The organism is Bifidobacterium choerinum (genome assembly GCF_002761235.1).
GTDB lineage: Bacteria > Actinomycetota > Actinomycetes > Actinomycetales > Bifidobacteriaceae > Bifidobacterium > Bifidobacterium choerinum.
In genome coordinates this window covers 2,213,352-2,229,241 of the sequence record NZ_CP018044.1, presented here as the reverse complement: position 1 = coordinate 2,229,241, position 15,890 = coordinate 2,213,352, and the positions used below count along the sequence as shown (strand labels likewise).

The following is a 15,890-nucleotide window of genomic DNA, read 5'->3' as shown; positions in this document are numbered from 1 at the left end:
GTATGAGCGTTGTGATGCTGTACGGCGACGGGTTGGCCGAACCGGTTACGTTGGATGGTTCGCCGGATGCCGGTGTCGGTATTCTGCGTGGACTCGAGGGTTGGCTCGGCACTCCGGGTTCGAAGGTCGATCTGACCGAACGACGGGAGGGTGACGGTGCGCATGACGTGGCCGAGTCGGAACTGTTGTATTCGGCGCGCACCGTCACCATCCAATACCGTCTGCTCGCCCAATCGTGGGACGGTCGCGAGCGGATGCTCGCCATGCAGGACGCGTTGCGTGCGCTGCTTGGCCGTGAGGTGACTGTCCGTGTCATCGACGGGGACCGTGACCATATGTGCCGCGGCTACGTGGATTCGATTGACGTGGCCGAAACCGCGCAGAATGTGAACTGGCAGACGATGACCGGTCAGGTGGTGGTCGTCTGTCCGCGTCCGCAGATCCTCTCATGGGATGCGCACCTGCTGCAGTTGACGTGCAACGAGCAGGGGGTGGCCGGAGTCGGTCTGTGTTATGGGCCGCGACTCGCGACGTATTGGGAGGGCGAACCGAACAACAGCGTGAGCGTGCTCGTGACGGACACGAACGCCGGCACGAGCGGATTGCATTATCCGCTCTCGTATTTCGAGTTCACCGAGACGGACAACATGACCGCCGGCGTGCTGCACAATACGGGCAGTGCTCCCGCGTTCCCGCAGTTCCTCGTGCATGGTCCGCTCGAGCACGGTATCAAACTGTCATTCCCCGGAACCGGTCTCACGTTGGAATACGGGGAACCTGTCGGGGATGTTCCTGTCCTGTTGGATGCGCGTACCCGACGGGCGAGTATCGATGGGGCTGACTGTTCCGCCGGTTTGAGGAGCCGTGGGTTCCCGACCGTACCGCCGCACGGTGATTTGCGTGTGGAGTTGATGACGATGGGCAGGGGGTACGTCGATTGTTCGGCGCACGACACCTACATGTAAGGAGATAACTCATGGGTGCATTGGGAGTTGCTGCGACTCGTGATGGTGCGGGGTTGACGCCGATGGAGCATCGGCATATCATCGCCGCCGAATACGAGTGCGATGGCATCATCGACGGGTTGGATGTGCGTGGGCGTGCCGACCTGACGTATCAGGTCACGGAGGGTGTGGCGTTGTGTCAGCGCAGTACAGCGGATGGTATGACGCTCGCGTACTGGCCGGGAGGTCAGTCGCCGGTCGTTTCGGCGAACACGTCATCGAATCCGCGTATCGACTGCGTGTGGATCCGGTCGAACAATGAGATCGAGTATCATGCGGAGGACGACCTGTATGATCACGGCAACGCGGTCGAGATAGGCGTGACGCAAGGTGAGCCTGCCTCGAATCCGGTCGCGCCGTCGTTGCCGCCTAATTCGACGCTGGTGCGTCGGGTCAGGGTGCCTGCCGGTGCGGCGAGCACGCAGAACGTGACAGTTGATGGGTCGGTGGACTATGCGGTGTCCAAGTATACGAATGGTCGGACGATCGGGTTCACGCGTTTGAGCAATGATTTCACGTTCAATTCGACGAATTGGACGTCGTACTGCCGTACGCAGATCATGATTCCCGTTGACCGTATGCTCAGGTTCGAGCTTACGTGCAATCCGGCATGCGACCCGCCGGGTGGCGCGTTGGATTTCAAGAAGTACTGCGAGCTGATGGTCGGGTTCCGTATCGACGGACGCCAGTACGGGATGAATCATTACATCACGTGCTATGGGGCGTGGGATGACAAGTATGTGACCGACCGTGCCGAATGCGTTCGTGGCACTCATGACGTGGATGTGATCGTCAAGAAAGGCAACGGTAACGCTGGAGTGAAGTTCCATGGCGGCGTGCTGCCGGGCTTCGTGCTGCGTGTGACCGATCAGGGTCCTGTCCGCTAAGGAGGTGGGCGTATGCCGTGGCGTCATTACCTGTATCAGGCGATGAGCGGCGAGCTGGGTGCTCCCATCGACCTGCCTGCGTTCAGTTGGAAGGTGGGCGTGTCCGATTCGTCGCTCGCCACGTGCAAGGACAAAGACGCCGGCGACTATGAGTCTGATGGGCTCACGGTGCCGTGGACTGAGATTCCAGGCGCCGACTATGCGCGGAAACGGCTGAACGTAGCGACGGGTCGGCGTGGTGTCGTGTCCCTGTGGAGGGATGTGACGATGCCGCCGGCGATGCTCGGACGTCCCATCGTCGGCGGCGTCATCGGCGTGCGTAACGACACGGCGCAGGATACGAGTTTCGCGGTGCAGTCTCCATTGTCCGTGCTCGAGTCGCGCTATCTGGTGCGTGAGGGCAGGTATGCGGCGGGTCCGAACCACACATCGCCGGACGTGATACGGTTCGACGGAATGTCGTATCGTGGCATCGCGTCCGAGATAGGCTACTTGTGCACGCAGGCGAAGCCGGGTGGCTACATGCCTGTTGACTGGTCGTATCGTGGGGAGCGTGGTTCACGCGCCCGCGCGTATGAGGCGTGGGATATTCAGAATCTGTCGTGCCGGAAGCTGTTCGATAACCTGTCGAACGTGTTGGAGGGGCCGGATATGCAGTTCCGTCCGTATCTGACTGATGACGGCACGCATGTGCGCTACCGGTTTGTCGCCGGTTCGGACGCCGAACAGTATCTGGGACAGCATGTCATCCATCAGCTCGCCTATCATCCGGCTGGCGGCACGATAGGCGAGCTGACGGTGGATCATCTCGCTCCCGTGATGCGCGTGTATTCGTCGGGGACTGGGCAGGACAAGGCGCAGAAGTGCGCGTTCGCGCAGGACCTGTCTTTGGTGGAACGATCGAATGATCCGTGGCCGCTCGTGGAGATGACGTATTCGGATTCGGATACGGACACGTATGATGTGCTGCTTGCGCATGCGCGCAGCGTACTGAAGGCGAACGGTCGTCCGCTCATGCAGATTAAGGGTGTCGTGCACGCGGATGACGCCGATGATATGGGCAATCCGCTGCTGCCGTTGGGGTCGTATTGGCCGGGTGAGCTGTTCGACCTGCATATTTCGGGGTATGTGCCGTTGCCGGATGGGACGTATCGGACTCGGCTCATGGAGATGAGCGGTGACGAGTCCGACCGTGTGGAGCTTGTGTTCGATGTGATGGAGGATCCCTCCGTCTGAGTGTTTTGGAGGTTTCGTATGGCTCAGCATCCGATCATCAGCCCTAAGGCGGAGGATGTGCCGCTGCTGCTCGCGATGCGTGCGATGCGCACGGCGAAATCGTTGCAGACGCGTCGTTCGGGTACCGCGTATTATGCGGATGCGGACGGTAAGGGCATTCTTGTCGGCGAGGACGCCGAGGCGGGCATCAACCGGTATGATCCGGAGACGGGTGAGCAAGCGCCGCTGTTCGAAGGTATCAGTCAGGAGGAGCTGGATGCTCGGGGTGATGCGATCCTCGAGGCGGCCAAGGCTGATACGGCAACGCAGATCACTATCGTCAACACGACGATAAACGAGGCCAAGCAGGATATCGCGGAGAATAAGGATGCTGCCAGTGCGGCTCAGGCGCTCGCGCAGAAGGCGAAGGACAAGGCGGACTCAAACGCGTCTGCGATCGAGGACGCGGGAAGGGAGTTCGACCGGTACAAGACCGCTGCCGATAAGGCGCAGCAGGATTTGGACGACAAGCTCGCCAATCAGGGTACTGTGCTCAACGGCGTGAAGTCGGATGTGGCTCAGGCGAAACAGGATATTCTGGCTCAGTCGTCGCAGATAACGACCATCGGCAATAAGTCGGATACGGCGCAGAACATGGCCGGCTCCGCGATTTCGACGGCGAACAGTGCCATGTCTCAGGCGTCTCAGGCGATTTCGACGGCGAACACGGCCGCGGCGAATGCTGCCGACGCGAAGCGTAACACGGTCACGAATGTGACGGTGGAATACGCGGTCTCCTCTTCCAATACCACGGCTCCTGAGACCGGGTGGAGCACGAGCACTCCTACGGTTGCCGATGGCGCGTATGTGTGGATGCGAACCATCATCGGCAAGGGAAACAACACTACGGTGACAAGCGACCCTACCGTTGTCACCGGCAACACTGGTGCGGTCGGCGCGCAAGGGGCGGCAGGTGCGGCCGGAGCTACGGGCGCGCAAGGCCCGAAGGGAGATAAGGGAGACAAGGGCGACACCGGCGCGCAGGGGCCGAAAGGAGATAAGGGAGATACCGGAGCAACGGGAGCAGCCGGCATCTCGATCACTGCCGTCACTATCTACTTCGCACTGTCGCTGAGCAAACCGGACAAGCCGACCACTCAGACACCGGTATCGCCTTGGGGTACGGCGGAACCGGCATATGACCGTGACAAGCAGCTGTATACCACGTATCGCGTTGACTATTCCAATGGGACCTTCTCGTGGACTGACGTGCAGATTGATTCCGCCTATAAGGCGTCTCAGGCGGCTGAGACTTCGGCTCGTGACGCGGTGCGGACCGCGGCGAATGCGGCGACGACGGCGAACACGGCGAAGACTGCTGCTGACGAGGCCAAGAGCACGTCGGCCACGGCGAAAAGCACTGCCGATAATGCGCAGTCGGTGGCGACTCAGGCATCCGCTACTGCGGTGGCGGCGGATCAGGCCGCTACGAGCGCTCAGGCTGCTGTGGATGCGGCGCGGCAGAATGCGCAGGAGCTGCTGGTGAATCCAGGGTTCGAGGATGGTGCGACGGGGTGGACGACGGATGTGGAGGGTGCCGCGTGGTTGCAGTGGTCGGCGTGGTCTCGTTCGGGGTCGTGTCGTGCGTATCTGAACGGGTCCCGTGGTACGGCGATGCTGGCGAGCACGAATCCTGTGCAGGTGACGACGGGGCGGTACTACCGGTTCGCCGCGTGGTACAAGCTGTTGACCGCGGTCAGCGGTGCTGATAGTGGCGGCTTGCGGTTGCAGTGGTCGAACGCGGACGACCCGGCTGATGCGAACTGGCAGGAGTTCACTGCTGCCGTGACTGATATGGTGTTCACGGGTGATACGTGGACGTGTGCGGAGCAGATCGTGCTCGTGCCGGGAGGGGTGAAGTGGATTCGCGCGTGCATCCAGTTCACGAGTCCGGTAGACGCGTACTTCGATGACTGCTCGCTGATCGACTACACACATATCCGTGAGCTGGAACTGGCCGCGAGCAAGGCTCAGAAGACAGCTGAGGCTGCTGCCGTGGCCGCCGCGACCGCCGACGCGAAGGCGGTCGCAGCCGATCAGAAGGCCATCGACGCGGCTGATTCTGCGAGCCTCGCGTTCACGACCGCCGACTCGAAGAACCGAATCTTCTTCCAGAAGACCGACCCGGCTTCGAGCGCTGATATCAAGGCGAAGCTCAAGCCCGGTGACATGTGGCTGCAACCATCCGACAAGCTCAAAACGTATTGGGAGGGCGAGCCGAACAAGTCCGTATCGGTGCTCGTGGACCATTCGGATGAGATCGGTCACACGTGGATTTGGAGCGGGGACGGGTGGAGCGCGTACATCCTGTACGCGGAGCATATCATCGCCTCCGGTTCGATCGTCGCCAGCCTGATCGCCGCGAACGCGATCACCGCGGAAAAGATCGCTGCAGGTGCGGTCACCGCCGACGCGATCGCCGCCACGGCCCTGTACGGCAAGATCGTGAAGGGCGGCACGTTCATCTCGCAGAACGAGAGAATTGTGCTGAACGACGAAGGACTCGTACTGAAGGATGCTGGCGGGAACGCGACGGTGACGATGCTGTCCTCGGACGGCAGCGTGACATTGCGTGACGCCTATATCGTGGATGGTGCGTTGCACGCGCCGGTGATCGATGCTGGCGAGTTCAAGGCCGGTCTGATCGAGGGTTCGAACATCGTCATCAAGGACAGTGGCGGCTCTACGCTCATGCAGTGGAATTCGTCCGGCATGAACCTCATGGACTCGCTCACATTCGCCAAGAAGAACGGCGAATGGGTGCTCTCGTTGAAGGGCGCATTGCAGTCGGGCGGCGACATCAGCGGTGCGACGATCACGGCTCCCACGTTGCAGACGAGCGCGGAGGAGAAGAAGGGACTCAAGCTCACCTCGGGTGGTCTGGTCGCCTATGACACCGACGGCAACGTTTCGTTCACGCTCGACAACGATGGCAACATCCTCATGGACGGTGGTCTGTCGAGCAATCTGGAGATCAGGGCGGCGAAGGTCACGGGCGGGCAGGTGCTCGGTTCGAACTTCTACACGTCGGAGGATGCGGATAACCGTGTCGCCATCGATTCGCGCGGGGTCACGGTGACTCGCGGCGGCGAGACGGTCATCAGTTTCCTGACGGACGGGCCTATCGATACTGGCGTGTCCGGTCTGGTGGTCGAGGAGCGGCTGGATACGGCGCTCATGGATATCGGCGGTCGTATCGACGCGACGAACGAGGCGCTGAACGCCGAGGTCGAGGCGCGCCGACAGTACATGAGCTTCGACCCGTCGAACGGGCTGACCATAGGCGACATGACGGACGAGGCCGCGTACCGGATGCAGCTGACCAGCACCCGATTGGAGTTCAAGGCGGGTGAGACGACGGCGGCCTACGTGAGCAACGAGCAGCTGTACATCAACAACGCGCAGGTCATGAACACACTCAGGATCGGTAATTTCGCGTGGATGCCGCGTGAGAACGGGCACATGTCGTTGCAGTATGTCGGAAACGGAGGTGCGTGATGCCTACAGGGCCGGTACAGGGTAATTGGCGTTGCGAGATGTATGCGGCGGTCACGTCGCAGAACAACTCGAGCGTGACCATTTCGTGCACGGCGGCGATCCAGACCGTGAACGGCTACTGGTACAGCGGTTTGACGGTACGTGGCAGCGCGGGCGTGAACGGGCAGTGGGCGAACGTTGACCGTTCCGGGGTGAACGTGAATTCCGGGCAGAACGTGAACATGGCCACGAAGACGCTCACCGTAGCGAAGACGAAGGGCGTGCAGACGATCCAGTGCGGCGGTGAGATTCGCGTCACCGGCTATGCGGCGGGCGTGTCCGGCGCGACCATGACCGTCTCGGTGCCCGCGCTGCCGTCTCATCGTGTCACGTATGACGCGAACGGCGGCAGCGGCGCTCCCGGGGCGCAGACGAAATGGTACGGCGAGGTGCTCACGCTGAGCGGGACGCGTCCCACGAGGGCGAACTACACGTTCCGGGGATGGTCCACCGTGCGCAACGGTGCGGTGAACTATCAGCCGGCAGGCCGCTACGGGGCCGACAGGGACGTGACCCTGTACGCGGTGTGGGCGCTGGCCACCAGACCGCCGGATATCCGTTCGTTCTCGGCGCTGCGTGTGGACGCGGACGGCAACCCGGACTCGTCGGGCACGTCGGTGCGGTTCACGGCGGACTGGAACGTGGACGCGTCCGCGGATGCGTCGAATTCGTGCAGGACGCTCGGATTCGCGTACAAGGACGCGTCGGGCGCATGGTCGGAGTTTGAGGCGTCGGCCACGTCAGGCAGCGGGACGAACACGACGACGGCCACGTTCGACGGGTTCGACATCGACCGCTCGTATCAGCTGCGTTGCACGCTGACCGACAAGTACGCGACCGTCACCCGGTACACGACCATCGGCCCGGCACGGTTCATCATGGACGTGTCCGCGGACGGCGAGGGTATCGGCATCGGCGCTCCCGCACCCGCGAACGGGGTGAACATCTATGGCACGCCGGTCAGGATCAACGGGTGCCGCATGCCGCGCATGTTCCAGGGCAGCACCGTCATCACGCCGTCCGCGTCGTCGACGCGCCACACGTTGTTCACCGAGGCGCAATGGGCGTCCATCACCGGCATCGACATCGACGAGGGGCATCCGACCGTGTTCGTGTCGAACGGCGACGTCAACGCGCAGAACGTGGTGTTGACGGGCGCCGGGTACGCGTCGAGCACACGGCAATGGTACGTGTGGTGCGCCTCGGCCGTGTCCGGCATGTTCCGCGTCAACTACGTCATATTCATCTAAGGCAAGGAGGAAGCGATGATCGAGGTACCCGCTCAGGAGCTGATCGCAGTGCTGCGTGAGCAGAACGCGCAGCTTGCGTATCAGAATGCGGTGCTCACCGCGCAGATACGCGTCTTGCAGACACGACAGGGAGAGGAGGATGGTCATGCGTGAATCACGGAATCTGTGCGTCAATCCGAAACCGGCCAACAACACGGCCAACACGTGGATAGGGAACAAGTGCGACATCACGCTGGGCGATGGAATGCTCGTCACCACGCCTGATGCGACGGACGGCATGGCGAATCAGATCGGCAACATCTATGCGAGCTGGCAGTCCGATACGTTGCCTGCCGGCGACTATGTGGCTGGCGTGATGCTCAACTCGTATTCAGGTGCTGGCGACATGCCCACCTTCCAAAACCGTATCCTGCTCGTCACGGGCGCGGACGGGTCGGTGCTCGCCACCGCCGCATACACGGGGCGCGACCGAACCCGATACGCGGCACGTTTCATTCTGCCTACTGCACAGCAGGTCACGATGCGCCTCTACGTGCCAATGGCCGACGGACAGAAGGCGCGCTACCGGCAGGTGCTGCTCATGACCGCCGGCGACTACGACGCCATGATCAAGCAGTGCATCGCATGGTTCGATGGCGACGCTGCTATCACGGGGTGGGGGGGGGTACCTCCTCTTAGCTCTGCGCCCGCATTCCGCTGTGCATGTCCTCGTCTGGGGGTGTGCACATGAGCGTGGAGATCAGGAATCTGTGCGCGACGCCGTACGGCGAGAAGCTTGCGACCTATACGTGGAATGTGGAGAAGACGCAGGATACGGATATGGGCAAATGGTCGTACCGGACACCACCGGGCGGCCACTTCGAGGGAACGTTCAAGTTCGACATGGGCTATTCGCCAAGCAAGGTGGGGATGTACTCGTCTGCGTCTACTCATGCGACGCGCCGGACAAGCTATGCTTACCGCGCAACGCCACCACTCAACGCATATCGAGTACGGACACGACCGAGGGAGCGGCGCTCACGGATCGAATTGGATGGGTCGCCGGCCGTATCTCGGTAGCGGCCGGCGCGCACGAGCTGTGGATATTCCGCGAATGTGGATGGGTCACATTGGAGGGTTGCGCCGTATTCGGCGAGCAGGACTGGGCGACGGTCAAACAACTGCTCGAAAACGGTGTCCTGACGATGCCGTGGTTCGCGCCGCCCAAGGACGCGCAAAGCGGGCCGCCAGTCCTAATCCCGTAACCGCCCTCTCTGCATGGGTGGTGGCGGCATGATTCGCAAAAACTGGTTTTGAACGCTGCCTGCAAGGGCAATGGGGCGAAGCCCAACAGTGTGATCGACGTCGCCGACAATAGCCTCGTATGGGGATGGGCCGGACGTACCGGCTGGTGCGCCACCTCGAAGCCGGGCAGCAGTGGCTCGTATGTCGAATGGATATTGAACGTGGGCGAATGCGCCGGCAAACCAATGGTGTTCGCATGCGAACTGGGATATGTCGGCGTCGACACGTCACGCGGCGAGGTCGTGCAGATCATCGGCTCGGACGGGATATCGCTCGCGGCGCTGCCGCCCGGACGTCCAGCACAGCGCGCGCAACTGTTCCGGTTCACCGCACCGGCCGATGGCGTGCTGCGCATCCGCTTCCGCGGCCCGCGCGGTGACAGCGAACCCGCACAGCTCGCCGTGTACAACCCGCAACTCGAACTGGCCGATACCTACGACAATCGCGGGACCACTCCCGCCTATTTCAACGGAGACACCTACGCCTAAGAGAAGGATTGGACGATGACGCTCACCGCAGGGGACTGGGTCACGATAGTCAGCTGTGTGCTCGGGTCGGGTACGATCACCGTCATCGTCCAGCATGTGCTCGACTGGGTGCAGGCCACGTGCAGACGCGAGGAGACCCCCGAGGTCAAGGCACGCAACTGCATCTCGAGGCACAGCGCCCTGTCAATGCTCAAAACTGTGCACCGTGACTCCGTGGCACGCGGATGGGTGCCACTCGACGACCTCGAGGAGGCGCAGGAGATCTACGACTCCTACCACACCCTTGGAGGCAACGGGGCAGGCAGCAGGATCATCGCCGACCTGCAGCGCATGAACAACTACCCACCCGCTCATTAATCAATCAGACCCAACACATGGGGCCGTGGCAATCCCGCCGCGGCCTCTTTCCATATCCAGAAAGGAAATCACATCATGAGTACCTACGAGTACATCACCAAGTACGACGCCGCCTGTTACACGCCCGGTCGCCCGTACGGCATCACCGCCATCACCATCCACTGGTGGGACGACCCGGCCGTGCGCCGACCGAATTTCGACACCGTCATCAATCTATTCGTGTCCGGCGCAAGGAAGACGAGCGCGCATTACGTGGCAGAAGCCGGCCGTGTCGCCTGTCTTGTCGCGCCCGGTGACCGCGCTTGGGCATGCGGCGATGGCATCAATGTCGGATCCGGCGGCAACGACAAGTCCATCTCGATCGAGTGCAATTGGCGTCAGTCCGATGGCGACTACGACACGATCGCGCAGCTGGTCGCCGATCTGCGAACAACCTATGGGGACCTGCCACTCAAGCCGCATCGCACGTGGACGAGCACAGAATGCCCCGGCACCTACGATCTGGCACGCATCGACCGTCTGGCGCGCCAGAAGGCCGGGCAGAAGGTTCCGACGGCCGCTCCGGCGAATCCGGCGCCGCAGCCGTCCGGCAAGCTGACCGTCGACCGGGTCGCCCGTGAGGTCATCAACGGCAAATGGGGCAACGGCGCGGACCGCATGGCGAGGCTCAAGGCCGCGGGATACGATGCGGCCGCGGTACAGGCGAAGGTCAACGAGATCTGCGGCATCTCCGGCGCGGCCGGCCCAGCACCGGCTGCCGGCATCGACGCGATCGCGCGAGACGTCATCGCCGGCGCGTACGGCAACGATCCGCAGCGCTCCCAGACGCTGCGCGCAATGGGGTACGACCCCGCGGCCGTGCAGGCGCGCGTCAACCAGATGCTCGGAGCGGGAAGCAGCGCGTCCGCGTCCAAGCCTGCCGCGAACATCGACGATCTCGCACGCCGCACCATCGCAGGAGAATTCGGCAACGGCGACGCACGCCGCAGCGCGCTGGGCGCAAACTACGAGGCCGTGCAGGCCCGCGTCAACCAGATGCTGGGGTGACACGATGACCAACAGCGACAACACAATCGATCATTACGACGACGCCGACCAGCCGCTACCGGACAGTGTGCCCGTTCGTGATCCGGCGGCCGGGCCGATGCGCGTATGGGTGCGTGCCGCGCTCATCCGCGCCCTGAAGACGATGGCTCAGTCCGCGCTCGGCGTGCTGGGCACGGGTGCGATTGGGCTCATGCAGGCCGACTGGCCAAATGTCCTGTCTATCTCTCTCATGGGCGGTGTGCTCAGCCTCCTGACGAGCATCGCCGGCATCCCGGAGGCAGACGGCGGCTCCAGCCTGGCGTCGATCGCCGACCACTCCGACATGCCACATGAGTAGTCAGAATTTCCCGGAATTCTGAGTAATTCTGAGTAAATTCTGAGAAAAGCTCCGCTTCTCCATCACGTATGATGGGGGAGCGGGGCTTTTGCGTTGTGGGAGAATAGGATCATGAGGACAATTGAAAGCGCACTCGCCGTCATTCGCAATGACGGCCGGTACCTGCTCTACTGGGACGATGACTGGGACTGTTGGCTATTGCCGAACGTGGCCGTCCATGCCTTACACGATGCCGATGACTGCCTGCGCCAACTGGCATGTGCCTATTGGCTGCCGCCGCGCCTGTTCGACGTCACTGGCAGCCTCATGGTCGAGAGCCGCAAACCGTGCCCGGAACACGATGACGCGATCCGCCACTACGTCTACACGCTCGGCATCTACGACATCGATCAGGATGCCGACTATCCGCTTGAGAGCGTCCACAACCACTACCTCATCGACATCGAGGACTGGCAGTACGACCTCGATTTCTACAATGTCGCCCACCTCGAGTTCGACATCGACGGCCGCACCTGCACATGGTGGACGCTCGACGAGATGCACTCCGACGACCGCATGCGTCAGATCAACAATGATCTGCTCACCACGCTCGAACTCATCGAGACGGGGCTACTGCCGATGTGACATCACCACCATCCCCGTGTGTGCGTTGTCGGGGTATGGGGCAGATAGTGAGACAAAGAAAATGGCACAAATTATGGTACAAGACAATCTTCGTGCACTTTGGATATCAATGATTGCATAGGCTTACACTATCTTGCTGTGGTACCCCCGCGGCTCCACGAATGAAAACCCGCCGGAAACGGCGGGTTTTCTTGTATCTGCGGCGTGTTCCGGACATGTCGGGCAGGGTGGCCTGACCGAATCCGGCGTATTCCAGCGCGAGATGTGGGCAGGATGTGGTCACGGCGGACCGCAGATTATCCAAGCCGAACACGCGCCATACGGGCGGCACGGGGAACGGTCTCAGCATGTGACTCTGGATGCAGACGCCGCCAATCGCTGGAACCGCAAAGGTTTTGAGGATAATCACCGTGCGTTCGCGTTGGTCGGATGCTGAGATGAAACGTGCCGGTAATGCATGAAACTAGCAATGTGCTGTGAACGATGCCCCGAAGAGAGCGGGGCAAAACGCACAGAGCGAAGGTGCACTGTGAACGCAAAGAAGATCATCGCAGCCGCGGCAGCCGTGGCGGCGCTCGCCTCGGTGAGCGCATGCGGAGGCGTGAAGGATGACGTGGCCGACGCCGCCGACGAGAACACCGTGCTGGTGGGCGCCACCGACAAGGTGACCTCGCTCGATCCCGCAGGATCATACGACAACGGTTCGTACGCCGTGCAGATCCAGGTGTTCCCGTTCCTGTACGCGCAGGACTACAACACGTCGGAGCTGTCCCCGGACATTGCGACGGACGACGGCACATGGAGCGATGATGGCAAGCAGTTCACCGTCAAGATCAAGGAAGGACTCAAGTTTGCGAACGGCCACACGCTCGACGCGAAGGATGTGAAGTTCTCCTACGACCGCATCAACACGATCAACGATCCGAATGGTCCGAGCTCGCTGCTCGCCAACATCGATTCCATCGAGACGCCGGATGACACGACCGTTGTCTTCAACGCGAAGGTGCCGTTCGACGTCACACTCAAGCAGGTCATGAGCTCGCCGGCCGGTCCGATCGTCGACGAGGAGGTGTTCGACACGGACAAGGTCACCGATGCGGACGCAATCGTGAACGGCAAGGCTTTCGCAGGCCCGTACCAAATTGACTCGTTCAAGCTCAACGAGGCCGTCAGCTACGCGAAGAACGCCAATTACCAAGGCTTGACGCCAGTGAAGAACTCCGGCGTGCAGGTGAAGTACTTCGCCGACGTGTCGAACCTCAAGATGGCGGTCGAGCAGGGGCAGGTCGATGTCGCGTACCGTTCGCTGTCGCCGACCGACATTGAGGATCTCGGCAAGAACGACAAGGTGAAGGTCGTCAAGGGACCCGGTGGCGAAGTGCGCATGCTCGCCTTCAACTTCAAGCTGCAGCCCTACGGCGAATCGCAGAAGGACGCCGACACGGACAAGGCGAAGGCCGTGCGTCAGGCGGTGGCGAGCCTCATCGACCGCGACGAGCTCTCCGAGAAGGTCTACAAGGGCACGTGTATTCGTTCATCCCGGACGGACTCTCCGGCCATGAGGACACGCTCAAGGCGTACACGAAGGACGGCAAGCCGGATACGGCCAAGGCCAAGAAGACCCTCGCGGACGCCGGCGTGAGCCTTCCGGTCGACCTCAAGCTCCAGTACAACGGCGACCACTACGGTTCGAGCTCCGCCGACGAATATGCGGCGATCAAGAGCCAGCTCGAATCCGATGGCCTGTTCAAGGTGGATCTGCAGCAAACCGAATGGACGCAGTACAACAAGGAACGCGTCGTCACCGACGAATCCGACGGCAGCTATCCGGTCTACCAGCTCGGCTGGTTCCCGGACTATTCTGATCCGGACAACTATCTGTCCCCGTTCTTCCGCGACGGCAACTTCGTCAACAACGGCTACGCCAACAAGGACGTCAACGATGCCATCGTCGCGCAAGCCGGCGAGAAGGACGCGGCCAAGCGCGAGCAGATGCCCAAGGACATCCAGAAGACCGAGACGGACGATCTTTCGACGCTGCCGATGCTGCAGGGCAATCAGGTGGCTGTCATCGGCAGCAACATTTCCGGTGTCGTGCTTGACCCTTCGTTCCGCTTCCGCTACGCCTCGGTCATCAAGAACTGAGACAACGCACCGTCGTCGACCTGATGCGTCCCCATGGGAACGCATCAGGTCGACCCTCTGCGTTCCCGCGGCGCCCTAGGCCGCGCATTCCCCATATCCATAAGCACCAAGGAGCTCCGGTGTCCCAAGCAACAGCATCGCCGGCCGATCCCACCTCGTCGAAGCCGACCGTCAGCGCGCATAAGAACAGACTTTCCGCAGGATTCTTCCGTTTCATCCTCGGTCGTTTCCTGCTCATCATTCCCACCGTATTCATTCTCGTCACGATCGTGTTCTTCGTCATGCGTGCTACCGGCGACCCGATCTCGGCCGCCATGGGCGGACGACTCACACCCGAGGAGCCGCAGCGTCGCATCCACGAGGCCGGCTACGACCGTCCGCTCCTCGTACAGTACTTCGATTACCTCGGCGGTCTGCTGCACGGTGACCTCGGTCGTACGCTCACCGACAACCAACCGGTCATCTCGGTGCTGACACGATACGGTGCCGCCACGCTCGAGCTCACGCTGCTATCGCTCGTCGTCGCATTGCTCGTCGGCATCGGCTTCGGACGCATCGCCGCCAGACACCGCGACCGCGCGCAGGACGCCGGCATCCGCCTGTTCGCGATCCTGTGCTACGCGACGCCGGTGTTCTTTCTCGGCCTTGTGCTCAAGCTCGTGTTCTCCGTCGGCCTCGGCGTCCTGCCGAGTTCCGGTCGCTCGTCGCTGCAGTCGGAGATGCAGTTCTCCCGACTCGTCTCGCCCACTGGCCTGTACATCGTCGACGCGCTGCAGCTCGGCGACATGAAGGTACTCGGTGACGTCCTCAGGCATGCGGTGCTGCCGGCGCTTGCGCTCGGTCTGCTGACGGCTGGCGTCTTCATCCGGCTTGTGCGCACGAACGTCATCTCCACTTTCAACGCCGGCTACATCGATGCGGCCCGTTCCCGCGGCGTCAGTGAGAAACGCCTGATGTCCAAGCATGCGTGGCGACCGGCGCTCATCCCGATCATCACGGTCATGGGCATGCAGATCGCGCTGCTGCTCGCCGGCGCCGTGCTCACCGAGACGACCTTCGAATGGAAGGGACTGGGCTTCATGCTCTCCAACTATCTCAAGGCGCGCGATTTCGTCGCGGTGCAGGGCATCGTCATCCTGATCGCGATCATCGTCTCCGTCGTCAATTTCATCGTCGACGTGATCAGCGCGTTGATTGATCCGCGAGTGAGGTACTGGACATAAGCGAGAGCACGGAACTGAAAGTCGGCGTGCCGGGGGACACGCGTCTGGAGAAGCTCAACGTCGAACCCCCGAAATCCTGGTTTGCGAAGCTGCCGGTCGTGCGTGACCTGAAGATCGCCGTCGGCTGGCAGAAGGGCATGCTCGTCACCGGCCTCGTCCTGACGGCATTCTTCCTGATTGTGGCCGTGTTCGCGCCGTGGATTGCGCCGTACGGATACGCGCAGATCAAAGACGCCGACGGCGTCGCATTCCCGACGCAGGCGCCGCCGTCGAAGGCGCACATCTGGGGCACGACCGTGGGCGGATTCGACGTGTTCAGCCGTACCGTCTGGGGTGCGCGCACCGCGGTCATCGCCATCGTCGGGGCCGTGCTGCTGTCGATCTTCGCCGGCGTGTTCCTTGGTCTCGTCTCGGGTTATTTCGGCGGCTGGA

General features: G+C 62.0%; 13 protein-coding genes and 2 pseudogenes. All 15 read left to right on the top strand.

The window, feature by feature from the left end; all coding sequences use genetic code 11:
* Nucleotides 1-2 precede the first annotated feature (2 nt).
* The gene (locus BcFMB_RS09255) at nt 3-965 is read left to right on the top strand and encodes a hypothetical protein (protein ID WP_155802865.1); all 963 of its coding nucleotides are present in this window, start codon (nt 3-5) and stop codon (nt 963-965) included.
* Between the two features lie 11 nt (nt 966-976).
* Entirely contained in the window at nt 977-1,891 is a 915-nt protein-coding gene (locus tag BcFMB_RS09250; protein WP_051198736.1) for a hypothetical protein, read from the top strand.
* 12 nt (nt 1,892-1,903) lie between these two features.
* The gene (locus BcFMB_RS09245; RefSeq protein WP_099721631.1) at nt 1,904-3,127 is read left to right on the top strand and encodes a hypothetical protein; all 1,224 of its coding nucleotides are present in this window, start codon (nt 1,904-1,906) and stop codon (nt 3,125-3,127) included.
* Between the two features lie 18 nt (nt 3,128-3,145).
* Entirely contained in the window at nt 3,146-6,664 is a 3,519-nt protein-coding gene (locus BcFMB_RS09980) for a collagen-like triple helix repeat-containing protein (protein ID WP_157775269.1), read from the top strand.
* Nucleotides 6,665-6,738: 74 nt separating this feature from the next.
* Nucleotides 6,739-7,953 carry an InlB B-repeat-containing protein gene (locus BcFMB_RS09235; RefSeq protein WP_157775265.1) on the top strand — a complete coding sequence of 405 codons (1,215 nt, stop codon included), beginning with the start codon at nt 6,739-6,741 and terminating at the stop codon, nt 7,951-7,953.
* A 15-nt stretch (nt 7,954-7,968) separates the two neighbouring features.
* The gene (locus BcFMB_RS09670) at nt 7,969-8,106 is read left to right on the top strand and encodes a hypothetical protein (protein WP_155802863.1); all 138 of its coding nucleotides are present in this window, start codon (nt 7,969-7,971) and stop codon (nt 8,104-8,106) included.
* A complete protein-coding gene (locus BcFMB_RS09230; protein WP_198405419.1) occupies nt 8,093-8,683 on the top strand; it encodes a hypothetical protein in 591 nt (196 codons plus the stop codon). The genes BcFMB_RS09670 and BcFMB_RS09230 overlap by 14 nt, the downstream gene beginning before the upstream one ends.
* Before the next feature lie 562 nt (nt 8,684-9,245).
* Nucleotides 9,246-9,725: a hypothetical protein gene (locus BcFMB_RS09665; RefSeq protein WP_157775262.1), complete on the top strand. Its 480-nt coding sequence runs from the start codon at nt 9,246-9,248 to the stop codon at nt 9,723-9,725.
* Nucleotides 9,726-9,740: 15 nt separating this feature from the next.
* On the top strand, nt 9,741-10,082 hold the full coding sequence (locus tag BcFMB_RS09215; RefSeq protein WP_099721626.1) for a hypothetical protein: 342 nt from the start codon (nt 9,741-9,743) through the stop codon (nt 10,080-10,082).
* A 75-nt stretch (nt 10,083-10,157) separates the two neighbouring features.
* On the top strand, nt 10,158-11,129 hold the full coding sequence (locus BcFMB_RS09935) for an N-acetylmuramoyl-L-alanine amidase (protein WP_099721625.1): 972 nt from the start codon (nt 10,158-10,160) through the stop codon (nt 11,127-11,129).
* Between the two features lie 4 nt (nt 11,130-11,133).
* Complete coding sequence (locus BcFMB_RS09205) at nt 11,134-11,466, top strand: holin (RefSeq protein WP_232513808.1); 333 nt, start codon at nt 11,134-11,136, stop codon at nt 11,464-11,466.
* 111 nt (nt 11,467-11,577) lie between these two features.
* Nucleotides 11,578-12,090: a hypothetical protein gene (locus BcFMB_RS09200; protein ID WP_157775259.1), complete on the top strand. Its 513-nt coding sequence runs from the start codon at nt 11,578-11,580 to the stop codon at nt 12,088-12,090.
* A 529-nt stretch (nt 12,091-12,619) separates the two neighbouring features.
* A pseudogene (locus BcFMB_RS09195) lies at nt 12,620-14,235 on the top strand (ABC transporter substrate-binding protein).
* Between the two features lie 119 nt (nt 14,236-14,354).
* Nucleotides 14,355-15,458, top strand: a complete 1,104-nt coding sequence (locus BcFMB_RS09190; RefSeq protein WP_099721623.1) for an ABC transporter permease — start codon at nt 14,355-14,357, stop codon at nt 15,456-15,458.
* 137 nt (nt 15,459-15,595) lie between these two features.
* Nucleotides 15,596-15,682 (top strand): annotated as a pseudogene (locus BcFMB_RS09975) (hypothetical protein); the annotation flags it as partial.
* Nucleotides 15,683-15,890: the final 208 nt, after the last annotated feature.

Bases quoted from the DNA above. Each gene is read 5' to 3' on its own strand.
- BcFMB_RS09255 (WP_155802865.1), top strand. From the start codon at position 3: ATGAGCGTTGTGATGCTGTACGGCGACGGGTTGGCCGAACCGGTTACG.
- BcFMB_RS09250 (WP_051198736.1), top strand. From the start codon at position 977: ATGGGTGCATTGGGAGTTGCTGCGACTCGTGATGGTGCGGGGTTGACG.
- BcFMB_RS09245 (WP_099721631.1), top strand. From the start codon at position 1,904: ATGCCGTGGCGTCATTACCTGTATCAGGCGATGAGCGGCGAGCTGGGT.
- BcFMB_RS09980 (WP_157775269.1), top strand. From the start codon at position 3,146: ATGGCTCAGCATCCGATCATCAGCCCTAAGGCGGAGGATGTGCCGCTG.
- BcFMB_RS09670 (WP_155802863.1), top strand. From the start codon at position 7,969: ATGATCGAGGTACCCGCTCAGGAGCTGATCGCAGTGCTGCGTGAGCAG.
- BcFMB_RS09230 (WP_198405419.1), top strand. From the start codon at position 8,093: ATGGTCATGCGTGAATCACGGAATCTGTGCGTCAATCCGAAACCGGCC.
- BcFMB_RS09215 (WP_099721626.1), top strand. From the start codon at position 9,741: ATGACGCTCACCGCAGGGGACTGGGTCACGATAGTCAGCTGTGTGCTC.
- BcFMB_RS09935 (WP_099721625.1), top strand. From the start codon at position 10,158: ATGAGTACCTACGAGTACATCACCAAGTACGACGCCGCCTGTTACACG.
- BcFMB_RS09205 (WP_232513808.1), top strand. From the start codon at position 11,134: ATGACCAACAGCGACAACACAATCGATCATTACGACGACGCCGACCAG.
- BcFMB_RS09200 (WP_157775259.1), top strand. From the start codon at position 11,578: ATGAGGACAATTGAAAGCGCACTCGCCGTCATTCGCAATGACGGCCGG.